23 protein-coding genes and 1 pseudogene are annotated in these 24,209 nt (G+C 43.5%); 13 read left to right on the top strand and 11 right to left on the bottom strand.

All coding sequences use genetic code 11. From position 1 onward, the window contains the following. From F6K52_RS02055 to F6K52_RS02045, 3 genes are all read left to right on the top strand, one after another. On the top strand, positions 1 to 253 hold a 253-nt coding region (locus tag F6K52_RS02055; protein ID WP_293073312.1), incomplete at its 5' end, for an SUMF1/EgtB/PvdO family nonheme iron enzyme. A 58-nt stretch (positions 254 to 311) separates the two neighbouring features. Next, a complete protein-coding gene (locus F6K52_RS02050) occupies positions 312 to 443 on the top strand; it encodes a four helix bundle protein (RefSeq protein WP_293073324.1) in 132 nt (43 codons plus the stop codon). 93 nt (positions 444 to 536) lie between these two features. Further along, the gene (locus tag F6K52_RS02045) at positions 537 to 893 is read left to right on the top strand and encodes a four helix bundle protein (protein WP_293073309.1); all 357 of its coding nucleotides are present in this window, start codon (positions 537 to 539) and stop codon (positions 891 to 893) included. 82 nt (positions 894 to 975) lie between these two features. Here the strand turns inward: F6K52_RS02045 and F6K52_RS02040 are convergent, their stop codons facing one another. Next, entirely contained in the window at positions 976 to 1,233 is a 258-nt protein-coding gene (locus F6K52_RS02040) for a hypothetical protein (RefSeq protein ID WP_293073306.1), read from the bottom strand. A gap of 260 nt (positions 1,234 to 1,493) precedes the next feature. Between F6K52_RS02040 and F6K52_RS02035 the strand changes: the two genes are divergently transcribed. Further along, entirely contained in the window at positions 1,494 to 1,628 is a 135-nt protein-coding gene (locus tag F6K52_RS02035; protein WP_293073303.1) for a hypothetical protein, read from the top strand. Positions 1,629 to 1,698: 70 nt separating this feature from the next. Here the strand turns inward: F6K52_RS02035 and psbA are convergent, their stop codons facing one another. Beyond that, positions 1,699 to 2,778 carry a photosystem II q(b) protein gene (gene psbA / locus F6K52_RS02030; protein ID WP_293073300.1) on the bottom strand — a complete coding sequence of 360 codons (1,080 nt, stop codon included), beginning with the start codon at positions 2,776 to 2,778 and terminating at the stop codon, positions 1,699 to 1,701. Between the two features lie 502 nt (positions 2,779 to 3,280). Here psbA and F6K52_RS02025 point away from each other — a divergent pair. Then, a complete protein-coding gene (locus F6K52_RS02025) occupies positions 3,281 to 3,583 on the top strand; it encodes a hypothetical protein (RefSeq protein WP_293073297.1) in 303 nt (100 codons plus the stop codon). Positions 3,584 to 3,684: 101 nt separating this feature from the next. Here F6K52_RS02025 and F6K52_RS02020 read toward each other — a convergent pair whose 3' ends face one another. Then, entirely contained in the window at positions 3,685 to 4,746 is a 1,062-nt protein-coding gene (locus tag F6K52_RS02020) for a hypothetical protein (protein WP_293073294.1), read from the bottom strand. 418 nt (positions 4,747 to 5,164) lie between these two features. Here F6K52_RS02020 and F6K52_RS02015 point away from each other — a divergent pair, with 418 nt between their 5' ends. Beyond that, positions 5,165 to 5,791 carry a helix-turn-helix transcriptional regulator gene (locus F6K52_RS02015; RefSeq protein ID WP_293073233.1) on the top strand — a complete coding sequence of 209 codons (627 nt, stop codon included), beginning with the start codon at positions 5,165 to 5,167 and terminating at the stop codon, positions 5,789 to 5,791. On the opposite strand, the gene F6K52_RS02010 is transcribed toward F6K52_RS02015, so the two are convergent. Next, a complete protein-coding gene (locus F6K52_RS02010) occupies positions 5,788 to 5,943 on the bottom strand; it encodes a hypothetical protein (RefSeq protein ID WP_293073231.1) in 156 nt (51 codons plus the stop codon). The two genes, F6K52_RS02015 and F6K52_RS02010, sit on opposite strands and share 4 nt — an antisense overlap. Positions 5,944 to 6,172: 229 nt before the next feature. On the opposite strand from F6K52_RS02010, the gene cofG reads away from it, so the two are divergent. Both cofG and F6K52_RS02000 read left to right on the top strand, forming a co-directional pair. Continuing rightward, on the top strand, positions 6,173 to 7,171 hold the full coding sequence (gene cofG, locus F6K52_RS02005) for a 7,8-didemethyl-8-hydroxy-5-deazariboflavin synthase subunit CofG (protein ID WP_293073228.1): 999 nt from the start codon (positions 6,173 to 6,175) through the stop codon (positions 7,169 to 7,171). A gap of 157 nt (positions 7,172 to 7,328) precedes the next feature. After that, positions 7,329 to 10,058 (top strand): pentapeptide repeat-containing protein, encoded by a 2,730-nt coding sequence (locus F6K52_RS02000; protein WP_293073225.1) that lies wholly within the window; start codon positions 7,329 to 7,331, stop codon positions 10,056 to 10,058. Between the two features lie 339 nt (positions 10,059 to 10,397). Here F6K52_RS02000 and F6K52_RS01995 read toward each other — a convergent pair whose 3' ends face one another. Further along, positions 10,398 to 10,523, bottom strand: coding sequence for a hypothetical protein (locus F6K52_RS01995; RefSeq protein WP_293073222.1), 126 nt, complete (start codon positions 10,521 to 10,523; stop codon positions 10,398 to 10,400). Positions 10,524 to 10,546: 23 nt separating this feature from the next. Here F6K52_RS01995 and F6K52_RS01990 point away from each other — a divergent pair, with 23 nt between their 5' ends. After that, on the top strand, positions 10,547 to 11,245 hold the full coding sequence (locus F6K52_RS01990; RefSeq protein ID WP_293073217.1) for a hypothetical protein: 699 nt from the start codon (positions 10,547 to 10,549) through the stop codon (positions 11,243 to 11,245). A 114-nt stretch (positions 11,246 to 11,359) separates the two neighbouring features. Here the strand turns inward: F6K52_RS01990 and F6K52_RS01985 are convergent, their stop codons facing one another. The 3 genes from F6K52_RS01985 to F6K52_RS01975 all read right to left on the bottom strand — a co-directional run bounded on the left by F6K52_RS01985 (position 11,360) and on the right by F6K52_RS01975 (position 15,142). Further along, positions 11,360 to 13,543 carry an ABC transporter substrate-binding protein gene (locus F6K52_RS01985; RefSeq protein WP_293073214.1) on the bottom strand — a complete coding sequence of 728 codons (2,184 nt, stop codon included), beginning with the start codon at positions 13,541 to 13,543 and terminating at the stop codon, positions 11,360 to 11,362. A gap of 43 nt (positions 13,544 to 13,586) precedes the next feature. Further along, positions 13,587 to 13,871, bottom strand: coding sequence for a hypothetical protein (locus F6K52_RS01980; RefSeq protein ID WP_293073212.1), 285 nt, complete (start codon positions 13,869 to 13,871; stop codon positions 13,587 to 13,589). 164 nt (positions 13,872 to 14,035) lie between these two features. Continuing rightward, the gene (locus tag F6K52_RS01975) at positions 14,036 to 15,142 is read right to left on the bottom strand and encodes a hypothetical protein (protein WP_293073210.1); all 1,107 of its coding nucleotides are present in this window, start codon (positions 15,140 to 15,142) and stop codon (positions 14,036 to 14,038) included. Between the two features lie 416 nt (positions 15,143 to 15,558). Between F6K52_RS01975 and F6K52_RS36895 the strand changes: the two genes are divergently transcribed. After that, the gene (locus F6K52_RS36895) at positions 15,559 to 16,965 is read left to right on the top strand and encodes a zinc metalloprotease HtpX (protein WP_364415626.1); all 1,407 of its coding nucleotides are present in this window, start codon (positions 15,559 to 15,561) and stop codon (positions 16,963 to 16,965) included. Here F6K52_RS36895 and F6K52_RS01965 read toward each other — a convergent pair. Beyond that, positions 16,951 to 17,481: pseudogene (locus tag F6K52_RS01965) on the bottom strand (Photosystem Q(B) protein 1); the annotation flags it as partial. The gene F6K52_RS36895 and the pseudogene F6K52_RS01965 overlap by 15 nt on opposite strands. 478 nt (positions 17,482 to 17,959) lie before the next feature. Between F6K52_RS01965 and F6K52_RS01960 the strand changes: the two are divergent. After that, complete coding sequence (locus tag F6K52_RS01960) at positions 17,960 to 18,955, top strand: LysR family transcriptional regulator (protein WP_293073207.1); 996 nt, start codon at positions 17,960 to 17,962, stop codon at positions 18,953 to 18,955. A 30-nt stretch (positions 18,956 to 18,985) separates the two neighbouring features. Further along, complete coding sequence (locus F6K52_RS01955; protein ID WP_293073204.1) at positions 18,986 to 20,107, top strand: anthranilate phosphoribosyltransferase family protein; 1,122 nt, start codon at positions 18,986 to 18,988, stop codon at positions 20,105 to 20,107. Positions 20,108 to 20,429: 322 nt separating this feature from the next. Here the strand turns inward: F6K52_RS01955 and F6K52_RS01950 are convergent, their stop codons facing one another. Further along, a complete protein-coding gene (locus F6K52_RS01950) occupies positions 20,430 to 20,972 on the bottom strand; it encodes a hypothetical protein (RefSeq protein WP_293073201.1) in 543 nt (180 codons plus the stop codon). 325 nt (positions 20,973 to 21,297) lie between these two features. Between F6K52_RS01950 and F6K52_RS01945 the strand changes: the two genes are divergently transcribed. Continuing rightward, positions 21,298 to 21,978 (top strand): hypothetical protein, encoded by a 681-nt coding sequence (locus tag F6K52_RS01945; RefSeq protein ID WP_293073198.1) that lies wholly within the window; start codon positions 21,298 to 21,300, stop codon positions 21,976 to 21,978. Positions 21,979 to 22,434: 456 nt separating this feature from the next. Here F6K52_RS01945 and F6K52_RS01940 read toward each other — a convergent pair whose 3' ends face one another. Then, positions 22,435 to 23,316 carry a hypothetical protein gene (locus F6K52_RS01940; protein WP_293073195.1) on the bottom strand — a complete coding sequence of 294 codons (882 nt, stop codon included), beginning with the start codon at positions 23,314 to 23,316 and terminating at the stop codon, positions 22,435 to 22,437. Between the last annotated feature and the right edge of the window lie 893 nt (positions 23,317 to 24,209).

Raw genomic sequence — 24,209 nt, 5'->3', positions numbered from 1 at the left:
TAACTACAAAGGTGCGCCCACAGATGGTAGTGCTTGGGTTGATAATAATGAAGTGGAAAATTTTAATACTGAAAATCAGTCATATTCAGCCAAAAATGATGAAAAAAGTCCATATTCAGTGCTGCGGGGCGGCTCCTGGCTCGGCGATCCTGATTACTGCCGTTCTGCGTTTCGCAGCTTCGACATTACGCGCGAGGACCGCGACTTCAATAGTGGTTTTCGTTTAGTGTGCGTGTCCGGGAGAACTGGATGAAGTCAGAAGTCAGAAGTTTTAAGTTTGAAGAAATAATTTGAGTTATCAACAATTTTAAATTCAGGATAGAACAAAGAAGTTTGCGGTTAGGATAGTCAAAGCTTGCATTTGGTTAGAAGAAGAATCTAAAGTTCCTAGAACGTTAGCAAATCAGTTATTAAGGTCAGGAACTTCTATCGGAGCTAATTGAAGTCAGAAGTTTGAAGTTTGAAGTTTGAAGTTTGAAGTTTGAAGTTTGAAGTTTGAAGTTTGAAGTTTGAAGTTTGAAGTTTGAAGAAATAATTTGAGTTATCAACAAGTTTCAATTCAGGACAGAACAAAAAAGTTTGCGGTTAGAATAGTCAAAGCTTGCATTTGGTTAGAAGAAGAATCTAAAGTTCCTAGAACGTTAGCAAATCAGTTATTAAGATCAGGAACTTCTATCGGAGCGAATTGTAGTGAAGCTCAGTCAGCCCAATCCCGCAGAGATTTTATCAGTAAATATGAAATTGCTCTCAAGGAAGCAAGAGAAACAAAATATTGGTTAGAGGTTCTAATAGAAGCTGAACTGGTTTCATTAGAAAAGTTCAAAGGACTAATCCAAGAAACTGAAGAAATTATTAAAATTTTAGTCACTACCGTCAAAAAACTCAAAGAATAGACTTCAAAATTCCAACTTCTGACTTCTGACTTCAAACTTCTGACTTCTGACTTAATAAAAACTTCTGACTTCAAATCCCGATTTACTCCTGTTCATCATCATCCGGTAATTTTTCCATCTCCTGAGCAATTAGCATCTGAAAGTCTTCTCCGCAATGAACATTTAAATGAATTGCAGCAGCCAGCAATTCTGCCAAAATCTCAGCTTGTTGTCTAGCACTGAGGTGAGGTGACTGAAGCTGATAGATTAAAGCGGTAACGGTTTGGCATTCTGATCCTAACTCTGTAATTAATGTTTTGAGAGTATTGCTAGTAATAGGAAGGAAGCGATCGCGAAACATATAACTTATATCATGTTCGGTTGAACAGTTATAAATATTAGGTAATAGGGAACAGGGAACAGGGAACAGGGAACAGGGAACAGGGGATGGAGAATACCTACTAGAATACCTACTAGAATAAAGCTATAGCAATTCTCTATGCCATGATGTACAAAGGGATCCCCCTAAATCCCCCTTATCAAGGGGGACTTTGAGCTTGAAAAGCGTACCTCATAAATCCTATAAACGCTATATATTTTTTTATAACTGATTATCTGAATTTGATATTAGATATTGCACCAGTACAAAAAAAATTAATAACTGACAGAGTCAAATATTATCACTATTCCCGATTCCCGATTCCCGATTCCCGATTCCCTGTTCCCTGTTCCCTGTTCCCTGTTCCCTTTCTTTAATACAAATAAAAAAGCGCCCCCCAAACGGAGAGCGCTTTTTTCAAACTCAGCCAATTAAGCCAAATTTAGATTAGCCGTTGATAACTGGAGCAGTTAAAGCAACAGGAGTAACTTCACCAGCAGCTAGATCTAGAGGGAAGTTGTGAGCGTTACGCTCGTGCATTACCTCGAAACCTAGGTTAGCGCGGTTTAGTACATCAGCCCAAGTGTTGATTACATGACCTTGAGAGTCAATAACACTTTGGTTGAAGTTGAAGCCATTTAGGTTGAACGCCATGGTGCTGATGCCCAGAGCGGTAAACCAGATGCCTACTACAGGCCAAGCACCCAAGAAGAAGTGCAAGGAACGGCTGTTGTTGAAGGACGCATATTGGAAGATCAAACGACCGAAGTAGCCGTGAGCTGCAACGATGTTGTAAGTTTCTTCCTCTTGTCCGAACTTGTAACCATAGTTCTGAGACTCGGTTTCGGTGGTCTCACGCACTAAGGAGGAGGTCACCAAAGAACCGTGCATAGCACTAAACAGTGAACCGCCGAATACGCCAGCTACACCCAGCATGTGGAAGGGGTGCATAAGAATGTTGTGCTCAGCTTGGAACACGAACATGAAGTTGAAGGTACCGCTGATTCCCAAAGGCATACCATCGGAGAAGGAACCTTGTCCAATGGGGTAGATTAGGAACACAGAAGTAGCAGCAGCCAAGGGAGCGCTGTAAGCAACGCAGATCCAAGGACGCATGCCTAGACGGTAGCTCAGCTCCCACTGACGACCCATGTAGGTGAAGATACCAACAAGGAAGTGGAAGATGATTAGCTGGTAAGGACCACCATTGTAGAGCCACTCATCTAAGGAAGCTGCTTCCCAGATTGGGTAGAAGTGCAAACCAATGGCGTTAGAAGAAGGAACAACAGCACCAGAGATGATGTTGTTGCCATAAATCAAGGAGCCAGCAACGGGCTCACGGATGCCATCGATGTCCACAGGAGGAGCAGCGACGAAGGCGATGATGAAGCAGATGGTAGCGGTTAGCAATGTGGGGATCATCAGTACACCGAACCAGCCTACATATAGGCGGTTGTTGGTGGAAGTGATCCAATCGCAGAACCGGTCCCACACGTTAGCGTTACGCTGATTTAATGTGGTAGTCATGTTCGGATGATTGCGTTTATTAGATTATCTAGGTTCAGAAGGCTTGTTTTGCCTGTCTGTATTTATCCTAATACAATCCTGAAGATAAATACATTTTCGAGGTTTAATCGTAACTTTATTTAAAACTAGTTAACTGTACTTAATAAAACCTATGCGATCGCTTTCCTCAATGATTACTGATAGCTAACAAAATTGTAATGAATCCGAGGGATGAATGTGAGGGATGAATACTATGCTGAGCAAGGCTTAGGGCACTATATGTGCAGCTTGGTTAATCCCTTTGAACCACTGCTATTTTAGCTTAACATTGCTTAACAAAATATGAGTAATTGCTTTTGTCAATCCTTACTGATATCTCGGACAATTTTGATTAATTCTAGGGATTAGTCCTAGCTTGGGGAGTGCCTAGCAAGGCTATGACAGGGTTATAAATCTGTCTGAATTGACTGCTATTTTAGCTTAACATTACTTAATAAAAAAAGTGCGATCGCTTTATTAACGCTTGGAACTGGCATCTTGCGTGGAACTGGCATCTTGCGTAGAACTGGCATCTTGGGTAGAACTGGCATCTTGCCAGTTTCAATATATTTCCGCGCGGGCATCTTGGGTAGAACTGGCATCTTGGGTAGAACTGGCATCTTGCCAGTTTCCTCCTTATTTCCGCGCGGGCAGGATGCCCACTCTACTGCTATCCATTACTTGGCTGACTCAACGCCAGAATCGTAGGGTTTGCAGTTCCTACCAAAGCTATGACAAGCTTGATGATCTGTCTGATGCACTGCCCACCGTCATACTTAATTGCTAGCCGGGAAAATGAAACGGGCAAGATGCCCGTTCCACGAATATGCAGATTCCAGCAACATGACGGTTCCACAACAATGCCTGTTCCAGCAAACTAGCAGCTTGTCATCCGGTCAGTCTTGATTCAGCGCCATGGCACCTAAAGTCCAGTTTTGATATCGCCTTGTCCATGGCTAGATTCAAAAATTGGTCTACTGATGTATACAGCCATGACACACAGGAATTGCTCTGATCACCGATTTTCTGAAATCCTATCGCCATTGACAGCTCTTGATAACTGGGATGGATGGTCATGGCGTATAAATCCCAAAGGTTCGGAAAATCAGCTTTCATACCCACTAGGGTTTGCTGCACATCCTCCAGGAATCGACAGACATTCTGGTGAGTTATATAAGGAGTATCAATCATCCAACTCCTGACTAAGACCGAAGTACAATCGGGATTTCCGGGGATAGCCATTTTTAGGGGGTCGATAGTGGAGGTGGAACTCAAATAAAGACTATTGCTAGCAGGAAGGAAGAATTTTTCCTCAGACTCACTGGCGGTGGGATAGAGCATATAGAATCCAACGGCAGCAGAGGTATCACAGCGACGTAGCACTCGCATACTACTGGGATACTGATGTGCCCAGCTCCGTAGCAACTTGGTAATTTTGAAGGGAATATAATTGGTTGTATTACTCATCCAGTTGTAGTTGCGAGCCAAGAAATTAGCCACGATCACAGCATCAGTGCGGGGGTTAAAGCCATCAACTTGGAACTGTATGGCCTCAGCTAATGGGTTAGATGATGTTAAATGAGTAACAGGGCGAATTTTGATACAAATCGTATTGCCATCAAACAGTTTCTCAATTAATCCGAGATCCACTAGGATATCAATCATCATCCCAGCAGCGCGATCGCTTCCTCGGTCTTTGTTAGCATAAAAGAGTTCTGCCGCTTCTCGATGAGTACATGGGACAAACCCTTTCGGTATGGTCAATTGGCTAAGGGGTTTTCTTAAGCGACCATTCAAGTCCTGTTGCTTGAGGAGTAGATAAGCCCACAATCGCACGAAATACTCTGCCCGACAGCGAGTTAAACCGACCCGTCGTGGGGTGATCAGTTTATATATATAGTTGTCTTGTAACTCATCGGGAAACCACTCATCGATAAATGCTGGATTCATTGCTCATGGATCGTGTAATAGAGTGACAAAATTGTGGCAAGGTAGTTTCATGACTTGGCTTAGCTAGCCCATTCACAATTTCTACACATTGCCGTGATCTAATGGTATTTATTGAGACATAGATATATAGAGCAACACCCCTAAACAGTAGAATTTCGGATTTTTACTCCACAAAACTAATAAAAAACCAATAATTGTCGGAAAAATTCACCTTCCTTCCGGTCCCTTCACCCGGCTACCCTTGATTGCAAACAAATGCAACGAACTTGGGAAATCTGTAGCTTGCTCATTGTAGCTACAGGAGTTCGCCTATAAAAATGACTGTATCAGTAAGCCAGAACGAGTTACTCAATTCAGCCATCGTTGTCTAGAGTTTTTGGGTAATTCGGAGATTTATGGGTATTGAAGGAGATTCAACATGTATAGCTTACAGTCCCAGATTAACCAGCAAGTTAAAGGTTTCGCTCAGCTCAGTAATTCAGAAAATAAGTCTCAGGTTGCTAGTTTACAATCGAAGAACTCTCAAATCCTTCTACAAGCTATTCTTGAAGGATTTGTTGACGGTGTCTTGATTCTGACTTCTCAAGGAAAGTGGGTTCATGCTAATGAACGTGGGAGTCGCATTTGTCGTCAACTTTGTCAAGATAAGTCACAAATGAGTTCTATACCTGAGTCAATTTGGCGAGTGTGCGAAGCGTTAATTGATAGTCGCGATTGGTTCTCTGGGCAAAAAATGATTCTTGAGTCGGAAATCCAAACGGATAATTCAGTAACATTTCGAGTTAGGGTCAGATGGTTAGTCTTGGATAATCAAGCACAGCCCTATCTGTTAGTAACTCTAGAAAATCGCCATCATTCTAGCTACAATGCTGCTATTACTGATGCAAAAAAATATGGATTGACTAACCGGGAAGCTGAAGTTTGGTTGCTTAAGAAAGATAAACTGTCTTACAAAGAAATTGCAGCTCGGCTTTATATTACTACCAATACTGTTAAGAAGCATATGAAAAATATTTATGCTAAACAACAGTCATTAATTAGCTAATAGGGAGTAGGGAGTAGGGAGTAGGGAGTAGGGAGTAGGGAGTAGGGAGTAGGGAGTAGGGAGTAGGGAGTAGGCAACAGGGAACAGGGAACAGGGAACAGGGAACAGCGATGCAGCGCGGTCTTGGGGGTTTCCCCCATGAGCGACTGCATCAAGACGGGAACAGGGAATAAAGCATTCAGCTATCAGCTATCAGCTATCAGCTAATGCGCACAATACTTGAGGTGCTTATGCGCTACAGATGGTGCTACAGATGGTGCTATCACCCCAAGGCCAACTGACCGCTGACCGCTGACCGCTGACCGCTGACCGCTTAATGCTTAAGGTGTTACTGAACCATTAACAATTATCATAGGACTCTTTTGACGGGTGTTTTTTCCTATGGATGTTTATGATTCCCAATGTGATTCCCACATCGTTACCTACAGCCCTGCTTACACTTTGGTACCGACTTACGAATGCTTTAATCGTTGTAGCTACTGCAATTTTCGTGCTGAACCGGGTAGCAGTCCTTGGTTGAGTCTGGAGGATGCTGAAAATCAGTTAACGTTGCTTCAGTCTCAGGGTGTTTGTGAAATTCTTATTCTCAGTGGTGAGGTTCATCCCAGGTCTTCACGGCGCAAGGCTTGGTTTCAACGAATTTATGATTTGTGTGACCTGGCTTTATCTCTGGGATTTTTGCCCCATACTAATGTTGGACCGTTGAGTTGGGAGGAGATGGCGGCACTCAAGCAGGTGAATGTGTCTATGGGGTTGATGTTGGAACAATTGACACCGGAGTTGCTCAAAACTGTTCACTGCTATGCTCCGAGTAAGATACCACAGGTGCGACTACAACAGTTGCAATGGGCGGGAGAATTGGGGATTCCCTTTACAACAGGTTTGTTGTTTGGCATTGGTGAGACTGAGCAGGATTGGTGGGAAAGTTTAAATGCGATCGCACAAATTCATGGTGAGTATGGTCATATCCAAGAGGTGATCCTGCAACCTTACAGTGAGGGCACTACAGAAATGTTTCATAGTCAGTCTTTCGGTCTTAATCAACTGCTAAAAGTGATTCGGAAGGCGCGTCAGATTTTGCCCAAAGATATTACTATCCAAATTCCTCCCAATTTAGTTGATACTGTTGGGGAATTGCCTCAACGGTCTTCTGCTCTATTAGCGTGTTTGGAAGCTGGCGCACGGGATTTAGGCGGAATTAGTCCCAAGGATGAGGTGAATCCCGATTATCCTCATCCCCATAGTTATCGATTGCGACACGTGATTGAACCAGCTGGCTGGACGTTAGTAGCGCGTTTACCAGTTTATCCTAAGTATGACAGTTGGTTACCTCCGAAATTGCGACAAGTGGTTGAGAGATGGCGGATTAGTTATAGTTAATTAAAATTAGTTAAATGATAATAGCTAATTTATAGACGTCTTGTCCTAACACAAGCTGGAACAGCGATTGCGATAATTTCGTCTGATCAGAGGTGAAAAGATTGACTGATAAGCCTGATGTTAAACAGGAAGTGTGCTCAACAAGTACGTAGCAACTATGTTCTCAGACTTCTCTGGCAAAAATCTTCGAGGTCGCTCCTTCAAGGGTCAAAACCTTACAGGAGCAAACTTTAACCACGCTGACCTTCGAGGTGTAGACTTCAGCAATACTATTTTGAAAGGAGCGACCTTTAGGCATGCTAGGAGTGGACTACGGTATTACTGGGTCATTCTTTTACTGGCATTTTCATTACTTCTGTCAGTATTATCAAGTCACATTTTCTGCCAAACTGGTCATATTTCCCTAAAATTTCTGGAATCAGAATCCCCTATTCTTCAGAGTGCGATCGCATCAGCACTGTTATTAATCTTTAGCATCATTATTATCCGACGGGGATTTGCTCTGGCCTTAGTGCTGGTGGTTATAGCTGTCGCTGATATTAGCCTGGAAGCTAACATTACCCGTGTTGCTATAGCCGTAGCTGGAGTTGAGACATTAATGTTAGCTATCGCTGTAGCAATTGGCACAACTATAGCTATCGCCCATGGTGGAATTATACCAGGAATTTTAGTAGTAACTGGAGCTATCATCCCCAATATAGATATCCATTGGGAAGCCACTTTAGCTGGTAATAGTGTCGAAGCTGCTCATTTTTCCTGGGGTTTAGCTGTGACGTTGCTAGGTGTTTATGTGGCTAAGCAAGCCTTGGCTGAAGACCCAAAATTTGCCTTTATTCGGTTAATTGCTATTACCTTACCGGCTAAACTAGGCACAAGTTTTCGCAATGCTAACTTAACCGATGCTGATTTCACCAAAGCTAGCCTCAAAAGTACAGATTTTAGAAATGCTAACCTCACTCGCACTAACTTTCATCTAGCCACAAACCTTGACCTAGCTAGAGTTAGTAATACTATTTTAATTGACCGAGAAGTTCGCGATTTAGTTGTTAGTCACCGAGGTGCAAATCAATCCTATCGGGGAGGTAATCTCAAAGGAGCCAACCTAGCAGGTGCAGACCTCAGTGATGCTGACTTAACCGAAGCGGATGTGAGTGACGCGACCTTTGAAGGGGCTTGGTTAGAACGAGTCAACCTGACTAAAACCCAAGCTTTAACTACTAATTTTAAGTATTCACGACTAACCGGAGCTTGTTTAGAAGCTTGGAATATTGATAGCACCACTCAGCTAGATGGTGCTATCTGTGACTATGTTTATCTACTCAACCATCAAGGAGAACGCCGTCCTAGCAGTGGCGAATTTGCAACCGGGGATTTTACTAAACTGTTTCAAGAAGTTTTAAATACCGTTGATTTAATCTTCCGCAATGGAATTGATGGGAAAGCGTTCGCTTCTTCGTGGGAAAAAATACAAATCGAAAATGAAGGGAGTGAGCTCGCTATCCGCAGTATTGAAAATAAAGGAGATGGCTGTGTTATTGTCAGAGTAGATATACCGGCTGATGCTAATAAAGCTGAAATTCATAGTAATTTTATTCAACATTATGACTTGGCTCTCAAAGCTTTAGACGAAAAGTATCGAGCTGAGCTAAACAGTAAAGATGAGCAAATTACTCTCTATCGCCAGCATCAAGCGGATTATAAAGAATTATTGGATCAGTTGTTAGCTAGCCGACCGGTTAATCTGAGGGAGACTCACAAAGAAGCAACGTCAAAATCGGTAAACAGCAAGTTAGTTATTCTAAAATTTGGTAAAGGTAACCTCAGAGAAGGGTTTCCGATTACCCTTCAGATTGGACCAGAGGGAAGTTTTCCATCCGTAGAATGCACAGGGGTGTTGCCCTCAGCTCCGGAAATTATCCAATCCTATGGCAAATGGCAATCACTATACCGCAGAGGGATGAGAACTGGTCTACGGCTAGAAGTGATAGAAACACAAATTACTAATTTCAGCAGAAAAGAGTTTTTCGATGCATGTCATGATTCAGCGGAAAACTTGAAAGAAGACCTGAATCATTGGCTGAAATCTGAGTCCTTTCGCTCGATTAGAGAACAACTCCTAGAAAAGTTAACGACATCTGATTTAATTCGTTTTATTATCCAAACCGAAGACAGTAAACTGAGGCATTTACCTTGGCATCTCTGGGATTTTTTCGAGCGCTATCCTAAATCGGAATTTGCTTTGAGTACTCCAGCTTATGAACGCCTCGAAAAATCTACGTCTACTAAGCCTAAAGTAAAAATATTAGCAATTCTGGGTGATAGCACTGGGATTGATATTCATAAAGACCGGATTTTATTAGAGCAATTACCTGATGCAGAAGTCAGCTTTTTAGTAGAGCCAAATCGACAAGAGATCAATAACCAACTTTGGGAGCAACCCTGGGATATTCTATTTTTTGCTGGTCATAGTTGTAGTAATGCTCAGGATGAAATTGGACAGATTTTTATTAATAAAACCGATAGTTTGACCATTCTTCAATTAAAGCATGGTCTTAAAAAAGCGATCGCTCAAGGTTTAACCCTAGCAATATTTAACTCTTGTGATGGGTTAAGTTTAGCAGTGAATCTCGCTGATTTACACATCCCCCAAATGATTGTGATGCGGGAGCCTGTGCCAGATCAAGTAGCCCAAGCATTTCTTAAAAACTTCCTGGCTGCCTTTGCCAGTGGTAAGCCATTCTATTATTCAGTCCGAGAAGCTAGGGAAAAGCTCCAAGGTCTAGAAGATGAATGTCCTTGCGCTACTTGGTTACCTGTGATTTGCCAAAACCCAGCAGAAATTCCAGTAACTTGGCAAGATTTTCGCAAATCTATTGGATACAGCTAATCCCCATCAGCAACTGCATTGCTATTCGGGTGCATCTCCATAAAAGCTGTTTGACCCTGTTGGGGAATTGCCTCAAAGGTCTTCTGCTCTTTTGCAACTGTTGTGCTTTCCAAGGGACTAATTAGGTGCGGATGAAATGTATTGCACACAGCCCTAGATTCTATAAGCCTTTCATTGTCATCCTTTCAGGGACTGCGAGCCATATTGCTCAGAAATATACCCTGTCAATTTTAAGTTTTGTGAAGACATAAAAGATTTATGACTGATGATAGTTTACTATATATAGGGCAAGTAAAACCAAGAGCTTAGGGTGTCCTAAATTCAATTTCCACCTACGACTCACCTACTCCAGTCTTGGTTGGAAAAGATGAGTTTTGGCTCAATCTTAAGCGATCGGCGTTCGGGAAGCGTGGCCAAAGGCCTCAGCCGCGCCAAAGGCGATCGCACTTGTCGATTATCTACCATTATCTCATCATAGACAATAAACAATGAAAAAGTGGATTGGATTACTACTGGCCTTTGTAGCCGTGCTGACAATGATGTTTACTGCTCCAGTAGCAGAAGCTTCTCCCACAGGTTGCAAGATAGCTTTGCAAGCTGATACAGGGAAATTGTTTGCTCGCTGTCGGCGTTGTCAAGAAGCTGTATATAATGGCAACAACTTTAACACTGATACTGTCACAGTCCATATTGACTTGCCTAATAAGGATAAGGCTTACGTTCAGTTTGAAGTAGTTGATGTGGGCGGAGGTAAGATTGCGTTGAAGTCAGATACAGGAAACTATGTAGCGCGCTGTAATGGCTGTGTTGCACGAGGTGCATACTCAGACTTTCTAACTATTCACGTTAGCGATCCTGCCCCAGCATATGCACAATTCACTCCAGAGTTGCTAAGCAATGGTAAGTATGCTCTGAAGGCTGACACAGGCAAATATGTATCACGATGCAATGGTTGCTCGCCTACTTCTGCTTACTCAGACACGGTTACGGTTCATGTTACAGATCCCACAAATGCGCCTTATGCACAATGGAATGTCATTTCTACCAGTTCTACGACTTGTGAGCTAAACAATTTGGGGATGTTAGGGAACAAGGAAAAGGAACCAACCCCTAATCCCTCCCAGGAGGAGAATAAAGAAGAGGGAATAGGGAATAAAGATGCGCTCTATCTAGAGTGTAACTCCTAAAGCAGCGTGGCCTTTGGCTAAGGCCAAGGCCAATAGCCACTCAAGTAGCACCATCTGTAGCGCATTAGGTGATAGCTTACCTTAACTATTATCTAAAACCGCTACAATATCAAACTAGAATCCGATTTCCCTAGAGAAGTACCAAAGATGGGCATTCCAGTTACTATCAAAATCGTTAGGTAATCGCTCCTGAAGACTAGAAGATTGTAGGTGAAGTAGCTCCGGTTTGTTGAGGGGAGTTGGGATTACAGTCCAATCTTTTCTGTTATTGAACTGGCTATAGAGTTTCTCAGTATATGGTAGCACCGCAGCACTATACTTTTGAGTACTTACCACCTCTGTAACTACATCAAGCTGCCCTAGGACAGAAATAACAATACGATCCAATCGTGGCCTACCTTTTACATACTTTGGAAAGGCATTCAGTACAATTTCTTTGCCTGATTGGAATGTCTCAACCTGGAAAGGTCCACTGCCAATGGGCTTCAGCTGAAAGCTTGTTTGATTGTAAGCGTGGCGCGGTACTATACCGATACTCATCAGAGAGGTAATGTAGGGTGGTAGTGGAGACTCAACAATGTCGATGGGGCGGGGGCGTGGTTGGTCAACGATTTCGATAGACTCAATCTGATCAGACTCAATGGCTCGGGAGGTTGGTTGCTCAACAATCTGATCAATCCTCTCTAGAGCCTGAATCTGCTCCCGGTCAATGGGCGTAATCGTATCACCTTTGTCAATATCAACTTGATCAGAATTATTATCTTTGGCTTCCTCTTCTTTGATAAAAAGCCATAGCACTTCAAAGCTGATAGTTCGATCATCAACGACATTGATATCTCTGATTATGTTTATCACCCGCTTATTTGGGATTGAGTTAAGTTTTTTATTATATACCTGATAGGTAAACTCCACATCAGCTACAGTAAGGGGTTTTCCGTCATGGAAACTCACGTTTTCAGAGAGCTCAAAATAAATTATTCGAGTATTATTTTCCTTATTTTCAGTCCACCACCAACGAGTGGCAATATCGGTTACAAAAGCTCCTGTTTTTGGATCACGACGACCCAAACCACGGAAGACTAGGCTCAAAACATCCCCTGGACCGTAGTTCATATCCCCTGAAGAGTAGTTGATATTGACTAGTGGGTCAAGGGTATTGATATCACGAAAATCAGCAATGGTTAGTTGGTTTAGACCTTTAACCTCAATCTGTCTGGTAAAGGTGCTGTTAGCTGGGTTGAGGTCTAAATGCTTGTGGTTGGGATCAGCAGTGAAGCGGATGGTGTGGGAACCAGCTTCGAGTGTTAGCTGGCGACGGATACTGCTGTCTTGCGATCGCTGATTGGGCTGCAAGGGACCGTGGGATTGGATCGGCTGGGGCTTGTTATCCACTGTCCACTGTACCTCGAAGGCATCAGAAGAACTATTCCCTTGATTGATCAGATCAGCTTCAATGGTAATCAGGTCTCCTGCTAAGGGTTGATTTGGTGTGATAGTAATATTGCGCACTCGTAAATCAACGGTGATTGCTTCCCAAGACAGCAAATTGGTGGTTTGACCATCGATAAGTACAAACAAGACACCAGAGCCTGTTACTTCGGGCATGGTAACAATTAAACGGGACTTGCTCCACTCCAGAATCTCTGCTGGTTGACCTTGGAACATAACTGCGGCATTAGGGTCGCGATCGCCAAAATTATCTCCCTCAATCACAACCTGGCTTCCGGGTAGTCCTTTTGCTGGTTTGACCTCACTCAAGAATGGTAGCTGTCGCCAGATCCGAATTCGTGAATCAGCAATTCCAGTTTTGCGGCTGAGTTCGGCTACCATTGCCGCTGTTTGGGTGTAGGCTTCAAGGTCGTTAACTGAGTAAATCCCAATGCCATTTAATTGTTTGATCTCAGCTTCGGTAATACTAGGTAGAGTAGCCAGAAGCCTCGTGCTGATGGGTTGGTCAAGTTGCTTACGCACTCCTTGTAACTGGCTTTCTAGGACTTGGGCAAAATCCAGTTTGATAATAGTAGCGCTATTTTCGCCAGGGTCTGTAGTCCGAAATAAAATTTGCCCGTCAGAGCTACGGCGCAGCTTAACTTCCATGTCCAGTTGAAGCTGTTTAATCGCCATGGATTTGCCACGGGCATAAGATTTCAAGGAAAGGGTATCTTCAGCACGGTCAATTTCAGCAGCGATCGCATCAACCATATCCGCTAGCTGCCATTCCATATTTTCCTCTGTCTTGCTGTTGGTATTATTTACTGTATTGCCGTTGCTAGCGGTTAATGATTCATCAGTATTCATAGTAGTTTACTAGCAAAAATGTTCAACTTCGGATGGGGTAGTCTTATAGTGATTTTTCAGGAGCGATAGTCATGCGGATGCGACCTAGTTTACCGACAGGGGGAGTTTCTATGGTTGAAGGTAAACTAATCATTACTCGTGATGTGGTTTCCTCTTGACTTAAAAATTGCCCATCGGTTTGCAGGTATAAATGTGCTGGAATATCAAAATAAACATCTGTAACCTGTAAATTTTTTCCTGCTGCGCTGTCAGAACTTTTTTGGTCGAGGGTGTCAGATACTTCTTCAAGGATCAGGGCAATCAATTTGCCTAGTGTGATATCAGCCATAGGTAATGATAGATAGGGGATGATTGAGGTTACTAAATAAGGGAGCAGGGAGCAGGGAGTAGGGAGAAAATATCTTCAAACTCCCCTCTCTTTTCCTATTCCCTGGAGGCTACCCTATCGCAACAATCATCCCGCTGCGATACTTAAGTAATTAGGTAATCAAGTTATGCGTTCGACTCTAGGATTGGGAAGGTCTCGGTGCGGAAGCGAATTTTAACCTGACCAATGATTTCAGTACTCATGGTAACGTTATCAAATGAACTTTCATTAGTTGTTTTGACTTTGAGTTTGTTGAAGTTTGCTCCAACAGAAGCGCGACCCCATCCCCACCTAGCACTGGCTCGGAGATAAGCGCCAGCTTGTAAACGGTCGTACTCGCTTTTTCGTTTAGTTTCTGTTTCGGTAGCAGTAACGTTAAAGGTAAGTTTAGAAAGGATTTCACCATCGCTGATTACAATCCTTGCCATGCCCTGCCTTGCCATCTCCCGGAGATGATCAATCAAGCTCTGTGCCAGTAACTTAGAAATTGCCTGACGAATTTGGTAGACTTGTGGAGCCGTGAAAGCATTCTTCTGCTCTGGTGTGATAGTGAGTTTAAGGGGTCGTTCCAGGTTAGCCGTTTCTGTTTCTAATGCTCTTGCTACCTCCTGTAACTTAGTAATACCACCCTTGCCAGGATTCCCGGTTTTTGGGTCTGAAGGTGTGCCTAGAAATGCATAGTCCGGGCGTACAACAGTGCCCCCATCGCCATCCGGATAGCGTTCATTAAGGTGTGCGTTAATCTCAGCATCAGAGACGTTTTCAGCCTCGAAGTTTTCCAGGGTTTTGGCTAAGTTAGCAACCAGCTCAGCATAGGCTTCGATCTGTCTGATCGTGGCAGCGATAATAGCATCGAAAGTACCGTTAATTAAGCCAGCAGTAAACTCCACAAAGCCTAGGTCTTGTACTTGCTTAGCGGCATTAATACCGGCATCAACGGCGTCACCGATAGCCATCCCCCCAATCATGGAGATTTGAGATTGCTCGTGATTAAGTTTTTCCTCAACTAGTTCCTGGAGTGTGTTACCGAGGATATCAGCAATACCATCGCGCACTAGTTGCCGCTCTTGCTCATCGCTAATCCGTGCTAGCGCCGAATCAACAATCTCGTTGACGATGCGGTTAACACCTTCTTCTACTAGTGCTTCAGTAGACTGATTGTTATCCGTGGACTCAAGTTCCACGTTTGGCATATCACTTAACTGCGGCGGGATTGGATTTTGTGAAGTCATGGTGTGATGTCCTGAAATTGGAAAAAATTGGTAACTCAATCTCTCGATGAGTTACCAATTCATAACGTTACATTCCCGTTCTAACAGCTTTTAAATGAGACTGCAACACTGAAGTGGATAGAATGGGGTAACTTTTTCAGGTTTTATTACAATTAAATAACGGCATGCTCCTAGGATAACAGCTATTAAGTGAGATTGTCACCTTGAATAGGATCGATTTGGGTAACTTATTTAGCCCTATTCTTACTAATACATCACGTCTTATCCCCATCGTAGCATCTTTCAAGTGAGTTTACCACACTGAAAAAACCGTAGGTTACAGCAACAGCTCATTCTCAGGGATACCACGGAGGTGAGATCACATGGCTAGGGAAAGGGTATCTTAGAGGAAGATAGGGAAAAACACTAGAAACCTCATGGCATCTATTCCTAATCCAACTCTGGCAGCTGGTATAGAAGCTCTGAAACAGGGCAATTACCAGGATGCGATCGCACACTTAGAAGGTGTCTGTGAGATGGAGTTGGATGACTCCATTGTGACGGAAGCCTCTCAATCCCTAGTCGAGGCATATCCTAAGCATGGTCAACCGGAAAAAGCGATCGCACTTTGCCAACACCTGAGGGAACACCCTGACCCCCAGATACAGGAATGGGCAGCTAAAACTGAGGCTGAGTTAATTACCAAGTATCCTGTTGCTGCTAAGTCCCCTACTGATGCCACAGGGTTTACCCCGCTAGAGGATCAGGCGTCTAGCCCACTGAAACTGAGCCGTAAACCAAACCAGACTGCTTCATCTTCTTCCCTATTACCAGTTCCCTACTCTCCCCCGGATATTCCCACCCTCTACACTCCTCGTCCTCGATGGCGCAACTGTGGACGAGCACAGCATTGGCATCCCCTGAAATCTCCCAAGATGGAACGGTTGTGGTTAGTAGCAATCACGGTTGCGATCGCATTTTTCTGGCTACTGCGGGTTCTAGTAGAATTCGCCATGGAAACCATCAATTCCATCTTGGTAGAGTTACCGTGGTTCCAACCCTTCCAATTGTTATACCGTGACCCAACTTTAGCCCTAGGAATTACCTTAGCAATCCTATTTATCCTATCGCCCTGGTTAATGGATGGATTGCTACAGTTTCATGGTCTTGAACCCCTATCCCTAACTCAACTAGCTTCCCGCCATCCAGAATCCGCTAAAGTCATCCAAAAGGTTTGCCGCAAACGACGTCTGCCCTTACCCAGCTTAAAAATCTTACCCACAGACGCCACCGTAGCCCTGACCTATGGTAACTTACCTCGCACTGCTCGCATTGTAGTTAGTCAGGGATTATTAGACCAGCTCAAAGATGATGAAATTGCCAACATCTACGCTGGTCAGCTAGGACATATTATCAATCGGGATTTCATGTTGATGTCCCTAGGGGTACTAATTATTCAAATCCCTTACACCATCTATTGGCAAATCCCTCAGTGGGCAGAGAAGCTAAAGGAATTACTGCTAGTTAAATTACCTGGTGGTAGGGGATGGTTAAGCCCAATCCTTTTAGGAATTACCGGTACTGTTGCTTCCGTCAGTTACAGCATTTACTGGGTATTGAGCTTACCCCTGCTATGGTTATCTAGAGCTAGAGTTTACTATAGCGATCGCATCGCCATCTCAATCACAGGTAATCCCAATGGCTTGACCCGCGCCTTACTAAAAATTGCCCTAGGGATAAGCGAAGACATCCAAATTTCCGGCCAAACCAGTGGGCTATTAGAAAGCTTTGATGTCTTACTCCCCGTCGGTTATCAGCAAGCCATGGTTTCCGCTGATACCTAGAGGCATACCATCGGAGAAAGAACCTTGTCCAATTGGGTAGATCAAGAATACGGCGCTAGCAGCTGCAACAGGTGCGCTGTAAGCTACGCAGATCCAAGGACGCATACCTAAACGGTAGCTTAGTTCCCACTCACGACCCATGTAGGCGAATACACCAATCAGGAAGTGGAACACTACCAACTGGTAAGGACCACCGTTGTATAGCCACTCATCTAGAGAAGCAGCTTCCCAGATTGGGTAGAAGTGTAGGCCAATGGCGTTAGAAGAAGGAACAACAGCACCAGAGATGATGTTGTTTCCGTACATTAAGGAACCAGCAACGGGCTCGCGGATACCATCGATGTCCACAGGAGGAGCAGCGATGAATGCAATGATGAAGCAGGTGGTAGCAGCTAGCAGGGTTGGGATCATTAAGACACCAAACCAACCTACATAGAGGCGGTTGTTGGTGGAGGTAACCCAATTGCAGAACTGAGACCACACAGAGTTATTGCTCTGTTGTAATACAGTAGTCATGTTCTTATGATTGCGGGTATGAATATGAACTTTTCGAGGTTCGTCCGGCTTTTGTGTGCCTTCATGTATATATATTAAGCAATATCTAAAGTTTTGTAAAGGGGTTTGAGAGTAATTACCCCTAATATTATTAAATAATGTAAATAAGTAAATCTTATATTAAATAAGTATTGATTTTATAATCAAAATGTGATATGAATTTAAAAAATTTAGATGTACCTCGCATATACCAGGAAACGCTACATTTATCTATTTATTTAGACTTTCTTAATATCTGGGCTTTTTCAGAAATCCGAAGTGCCCTGTTTTCCCTTGACTGTGACTGTTCCAATTGAAATTGGTTGACTAGATTACATTAGTGGAGTTATTGATTTAGTTAAATGGGAGAGGGTCAATGTATCAAATTTTACCGAAGTTACTAAAAAAATCTACTATGTTCAATGAATTATGATGAAACCTCATACACCTTAGAGAAATCATGCGGATTGAGCAGTTGCAAGCATTTCTGGCAGTCACCCAGACAGGTAATTTTGGACAAGCGGCACAAAAATGCGGCGTAACACAATCGACTATCAGTAGACAAATTCAGTCTCTGGAAAGCCATCTGGGTATGCCACTGTTTCATCGCACTGCTCACGCCAAGTTGACTCTTGCAGGGGAACAGCTGTTACCCCGTGCTCGTAAAATATGTCAAGAGTGGCAAACTGCTACCCAAGAATTAGCAGATTTGATCGCAGGTAAGCAGCCAGAATTGTGTGTAGCAGCAATCCAATCAGTCTGCGCTCACTACTTGCCACCGATCTTAAAGCAATTTTGTCGGGCCTATCCTCAAGTGCAATTACGAGTGACGGCCCTCGGAAGCGATCGCTCTTTGAAGGTACTGAGAGATGGTTTAGTGGATGTAGCAATTGTGATGAACAATCGCTTTTTGACCACTAGTTCAGAGATGGTAGTTGAGGTACTCTATGAAGAGCCCATCGAAGTCCTGATGGCATCAGACCATCCCTTAGTAAACTATCAATCAGTGCCCTGGTCAGAACTGATTAAATACCCACAAGTAGTCTTTAAAAGTGGCTATGGCATGCAACGTTTAGTACAGCAGCAGTTTGCCCGTCTAGGGGCTAACTTGCGGGCAGTTATGGAGTTAAATACCCTAGAAGCATTCCAAGGAGTAGTGCGCCAAGGAGAATTGATTGCCTTATTGCCCAAATCAGCCATGATCAATGTAAATCAAGACTCTACTCTGGCTGTGCGATCCCTAGAAAAACTACCAGAATCCCTGGCTAGCTCCCACAAACTAGTAGGTAGCGTCTCTGCCTTGGATTCGAAGTGGACTCGTCAGGTGGTCTTAGTCACGACTCGCGATCGCTTAGACATTCCACCAATTCAGCATTTTTGTAAACTGGTGCGTCAGCTGGACATGCCAACAGTTCAGGCTTGGAACGTCCAGCTGCCAGCCCTTGCTCAAGCTTGATAACTGTTTCCAGCTTTGGACTAATCACCGATGAGTAATGCCTTCAGGGAATTATTAAAGAAAGTGGGCAGTGGTGTGCACACAGGGAAAGCCTTAACTCGTGAAGAAGCCACCACGGCAACCCGCCTCATGTTGACACAAGAGGCTACACCAGCCCAAATTGGAGCATTTATGATTGCTCACCGCATCAAACGACCGACCAGTGAAGAACTGGCAGGGATGTTGGATGCTTATGACCAACTTGGACCAAGGTTACACCCGTGGGAGATCAACCATGGGCAAGATACCTCTCGGTCAGTTTCTTCTTCTCCATCCCTGGGGGTTACAGCGTTAGGAACACCCTATGATGGACGAAGCCGTACTGCACCAGTCACACCCCTGACCGCCTTAGTCTTAGCTACTGCTGGTGTACCTGTGGTCATGGATGGCGGAGATTGTATGCCCACTAAGTATGGAGTCCCCTTAATTGAGATTTGGCAGGGATTGGGTATGGATTTCTCCCAACTTTCTGTGCCCCAGGTGCAACAAGTATTGGAGAAAACTGGCTTAGGATTTATCTATTTACCCCAGCATTTTCCCGAAGCTCATCAGTTAGTTTCCTATCGCGACCAAATCGGTAAACGTCCACCGATAGCAACCATGGAACTCCTGTGGTCTGCCTATAGGTCTGCCGATCAAAGACAGACTCATCATGTTGCCGGGTATGTTCATCCACCTACAGAAAATCTGTTTAAACAGACATGTCAGCTGCGTCTGGTCAAGAATTTTACCTTTGTCAAAGGCTTAGAGGGTAGCTGTGACCTAGCACGCGATCGCACTGCCATCATAGCCATTAGTGAACCATCATCTAGTCAAGGGTTTGAACGTCTGCTACTCCATCCCAGTGAATACGGTTTGGCTGGCAAGGACTTACCGTTTGAGTCAACCACTAAACTGCTGACACAGTACCAGGAAATCTTAAAGGGTAAATCCAACCCATTGATGCCAGCCGCTATCTGGAATGGTGGGTTTTATCTGTGGCGTTGTGGTGTTTGCCCAGATTTGAGAGCAGGTCTGGCTAGGGCTGAATATTTATTCACCAGTGGTAATGTGGATCAAAAATTTAACGAAATTGTTGATTACTTAAACAAGCTTCAACAAGCAGAAGGTTAAATAAACAGAAGGTAAGCATATGCGCTACGCGCACGCTGTGCGAACAGCTATCAGCTATCAGCTAAAGCGCTACGCGCACGCTACGCGAACAGCTAATCAGTCACAGGCTAGAAGCCTGTGCCACGGTACTTGATGTGATCCATGAGCATAGGGCAAGCTACACCGAACAGCTTTTGAATAAAATCGGTAAGCATTGGAATAATGCTGCAGTGTTGTCACAGGACTTGTGGCCTGTGTCATAAAGCTGAGTGCTGAGTGCTGAGTGCTGAGTGCTGTTCGCGCAGCGTGCGCCTAGCGCATATGCTTACAATACTCAACCAAACTACTGAACCGACGTTCTTGCTGGAGGTGGTGCAAAGGTCGGAGACAATTCGGATGGATATTGATCAACAGAAATACAAGTGTTTAGAGCCTTGTCAGGGCTAGCGACATTGGCACTATTCAAGCCAATAACACATTCAGAAAATTGCTTTGGCAGGAGGCTACGACGGCAGTGATCCAGCACTGAGTTAGCATTTATGTTTTCAATCTGCTTGTCAATATCAACCACACACCTAGCTAATTCCAAAGGTCGTCGCACTCGTGTACAAGCACCTAGGGCTTTTTGACCTGCTAATGAGGTCAGTACCTCGATTTTCAGTACACAAAACGATAAATCTTCAGGTTGTAGTGCCTCTGAACAAGCTTGTGATGCGATTTCTGAAGTAATATTGGCCGCTTTAAGATCTTTGGCACACAAACTAAATTGATTTCCAGCAGTGGCAGCATCATTAGGAATCCCTAAAGTTACTAGGCCAGCGATTGCCAACTGAGTAGTACAAAATTTCAATAAAGATGTATGTCTAAACCTGCTTTGCTGCTTCATAACTAGTCTTAGTGGATAAAATTTTATAAGCTACCAATTATAAACGCTCAATTATAAACAATCAAGCTATTGATTATGTTAGACGTGGATTAGGGTTCCGTGGTCAATGGATGAGTAACTAGCAATCAACATAGCTCGCTTTTAACAACTTGCTATGATAGTCGATATTTTCAACCCCTAATCTGACAATTAGTTATTCTTTATAAGCTATCCCTTAGGGATATCTAATCTATTTATACCTATGCCTATGCAATTCTACCAGTTTTTAAGTAAAACAGTTCGCTCACTGTACTCTAATAGGCGCGGGACTATGATCCTAATGCTAATGGCATTGTGTGTCAGTTGCTCCCCAAAAAAATCCCCTGACCTTGAGTTAGAACTCAGTGTGAAAGCTGCCAGTCGTCCTGGTGCCTATACTGTATCCGGTAGTAGTAATCTACCTAACCAAAGTCAAATTGCTGTGGCTGCTATTCGCTATTTGCGTCCGACACAACAGCCTTTATTTGGTTCTAACCCCCTAGGCACCTATTCCATTTTGGATCGCCAAGTTGTTGAGGTAGACGAGCAGGGTCAATGGCAAGCTAGGCTTAACCTATGGGAGGTAGCATCAGATGGTCGCCTTCAGGAAGCTTGGCAAATCAATCAATCACAAGGACGATTCTCGGTTAGCCCCAATAATAGTGTCTCTTTCGTAGCTACCTATGAGCCCTATGGTCAGGTAGGAACAACTGAAGAGCAACAGCAGCAGATTCCAAAGATGGAAGGTGACCTCGTCCGATTTAATAATGATGGTCAACCTTACGTAAAGGCGAGTTACACCCTACCGATACCGCTACCTAGTGGCAGGAAATCAGTACCTAGCATTAGGGCAGCAGAACGCAATGGTGGCTGGGGAAACCGCTCAGAACTTAAACCCCGAACATCGGTTAGTGGTAGTATTCGCCCACAAACCAATTTAACTAATCAAAACAATACTCCACTCTCGCCGTCAGAGTTTTTCCGATAAGACAAAACTTTTATATTAGTTTATTGTTAATGGTCATGGTTCATGGTTAGTCACGCATCTTGCCTGAACCATGAATAATACCCAGAATAATATTCAGAATAATACTCAGCCAAACTGTGCAAGCTTTTACTAAAATACCTTAACAGTTTTATTTAATGAGCCCTATGATCGCGTTTTGTTGGCGCTTTTTGTGAAAAGGCTCAAGGTGATCTCAATCGTAACAATCCAGTAATTAGCTAATCCCAAATTAATCTATGGATAAATTAATCCATCGATAAATCGAGATTATAATTGTGAATTCCAAAGGCAAAAATGGTCAACTAAATCAATTTTGGCTAATTACCAACAGTAAACTATCTATACCTAACTCTCTGGAGTCAATTCCAGTAGATGCTTTTTAGCTTATGGTTTGACAAGGATGCACCCTAATCGTCTAACAACTTGTCTTAAACTTTCCTAACCCTTTACAGACCAGGACTTAACAAGTTGTTTGGATGGGTGATTCGCTACAGGTACCTCAATCCCTCGACTTCCGTGTGTGCCATCAAGGGCAGATTGTAAAGAAGCCATCTGAGTCATAATTGTTTGAAGTTGAGTGTTTAGTTGCTCCAGCTGCTCCGGTTTTGGTGAACTTACCTCGATCGGTGGGGTGAGTACAGGTTTTGTGCGCACAAAACCTAGAAACGTTTGTGCTGAGGCAAACTTCTGGGTTACATCCTCTACAGACCTTGTAGCCGTTGTGATAGCAGGCTCTTCAACAAAATCCGACCTAGTCACTATAGTTTCAAAGACTGGCTGGAATTCAAGGCTGTTATCCTGAGTTTCCTTAAGGTTTTCTGTAAGGTTTTCTGTAAGGTTTTCTGTAAGGTTTTCTGTAAGGTTTTCTACGACTTTGTCGTTAACGTTTTTCGTAAGATTTTCCGTAACGTTTTCTGTAACTGTTCTCTGGGTTTCTGCCTCATCTATAAAATCAGTGAGTCCAGACGCTGCCAAACTCGACAAAGAAAGCTTAAGGTCTTCTAATTCTTTTTCTTTTGACTGGATATCTTCAGCTAGAGTGGAAACTTTGTCCTGAGTTTGAGAAAATTTCTGGGCAGAGTGTTGCCACCCTGAAATTGCCAAACTGGCTATACCGACTCCCAAACTTAAGGCTCCAACTAACCCTAGGTAAGGGGGAGCAAGATCCTTAATTTCACCATCCATCCACTGTTCTCCCTGAATCCGAATGGAGACTGGTTGTGAGCCAAAAATTGCTACTGGTAAGGACAGTACTGACAATACCGCTGCTGCAAGAAGAACGGGTTTGAAAAGGAATTTATTCAGAGGAGAGCCTGACATGTTTTATAGTTAACTGTTAAAACTACTCGTGTTACTATGTACCTCAAGGGCTGTGAGAGAAATTCCGCATGGTACGGTTTTTTCATTCTGGTTATGATCTTGAGGTGCGACAATCACCCGAATTAAATTCGCAAAAGGAAAGCGCACCTCATGGTTTTTCAGTAGTGACTAGGAGAAACTACATGCTTTGAGTACCTATGGCACTTTTTGCTTCTACTAAAGTTAACCACGTGTATCAGTGATTTTCCGTAAATTACTTGTGAATAGTCCCACGAGATTGTAAATTTTCTGTGAAGTCTTTACAAAGGTTAGCTTAGATAGGCCATTTTTTCAGCCAATATGGCGGCAATCAGCAGCCAAAACCCGATTTATCCCAACTACTCCGGATGAAAGGGCTCGAATTAGCAAAAAAGCTGGTTTCAGACACTTTTTATAGCTAGCTCCTAGTCGGAAAGTTTAATCCCTGAGATCGGGCTCCTGTAGGTGAAAATCACTAATACCCAAATCCGTGTGTCACAGGTGAACACCGTGATCAGGAATGGGGTGAGGCCATTAAAAGTAATTTAGATCACAATTTAAATCACTATAGTCATGGTGCTTATGATGCCATGACCAAGACTAAATGCGATCGCACTTCTCGGGAGTGGCACTCTTGTTACGGAAAACTTAAACGTTACTTACTCATACTTCACAAAATAACCGTTCTCAATTAGTTGAGATACCTTGCCCTCGGGGTTTTAGACAGTAGGGAGTAGGGAACAGAAACACAGAAACATTTCTTAACTTTTACTTCAACGGCTATAGGGTTGATAAATGAGATGTAAACTTAAGGTGCGACCCAAGGGCGATTTACTCGCCCTTGGAGGCGCGCACCTACAGAAGTCTTTTTTTTA

Source organism: Moorena sp. SIO3H5, assembly GCF_010692395.1.
GTDB lineage: Bacteria > Cyanobacteriota > Cyanobacteriia > Cyanobacteriales > Coleofasciculaceae > Moorena.
Note: the sequence above shows the minus strand (reverse complement) of the source record. Positions and strands in the feature narration are given on the sequence as shown.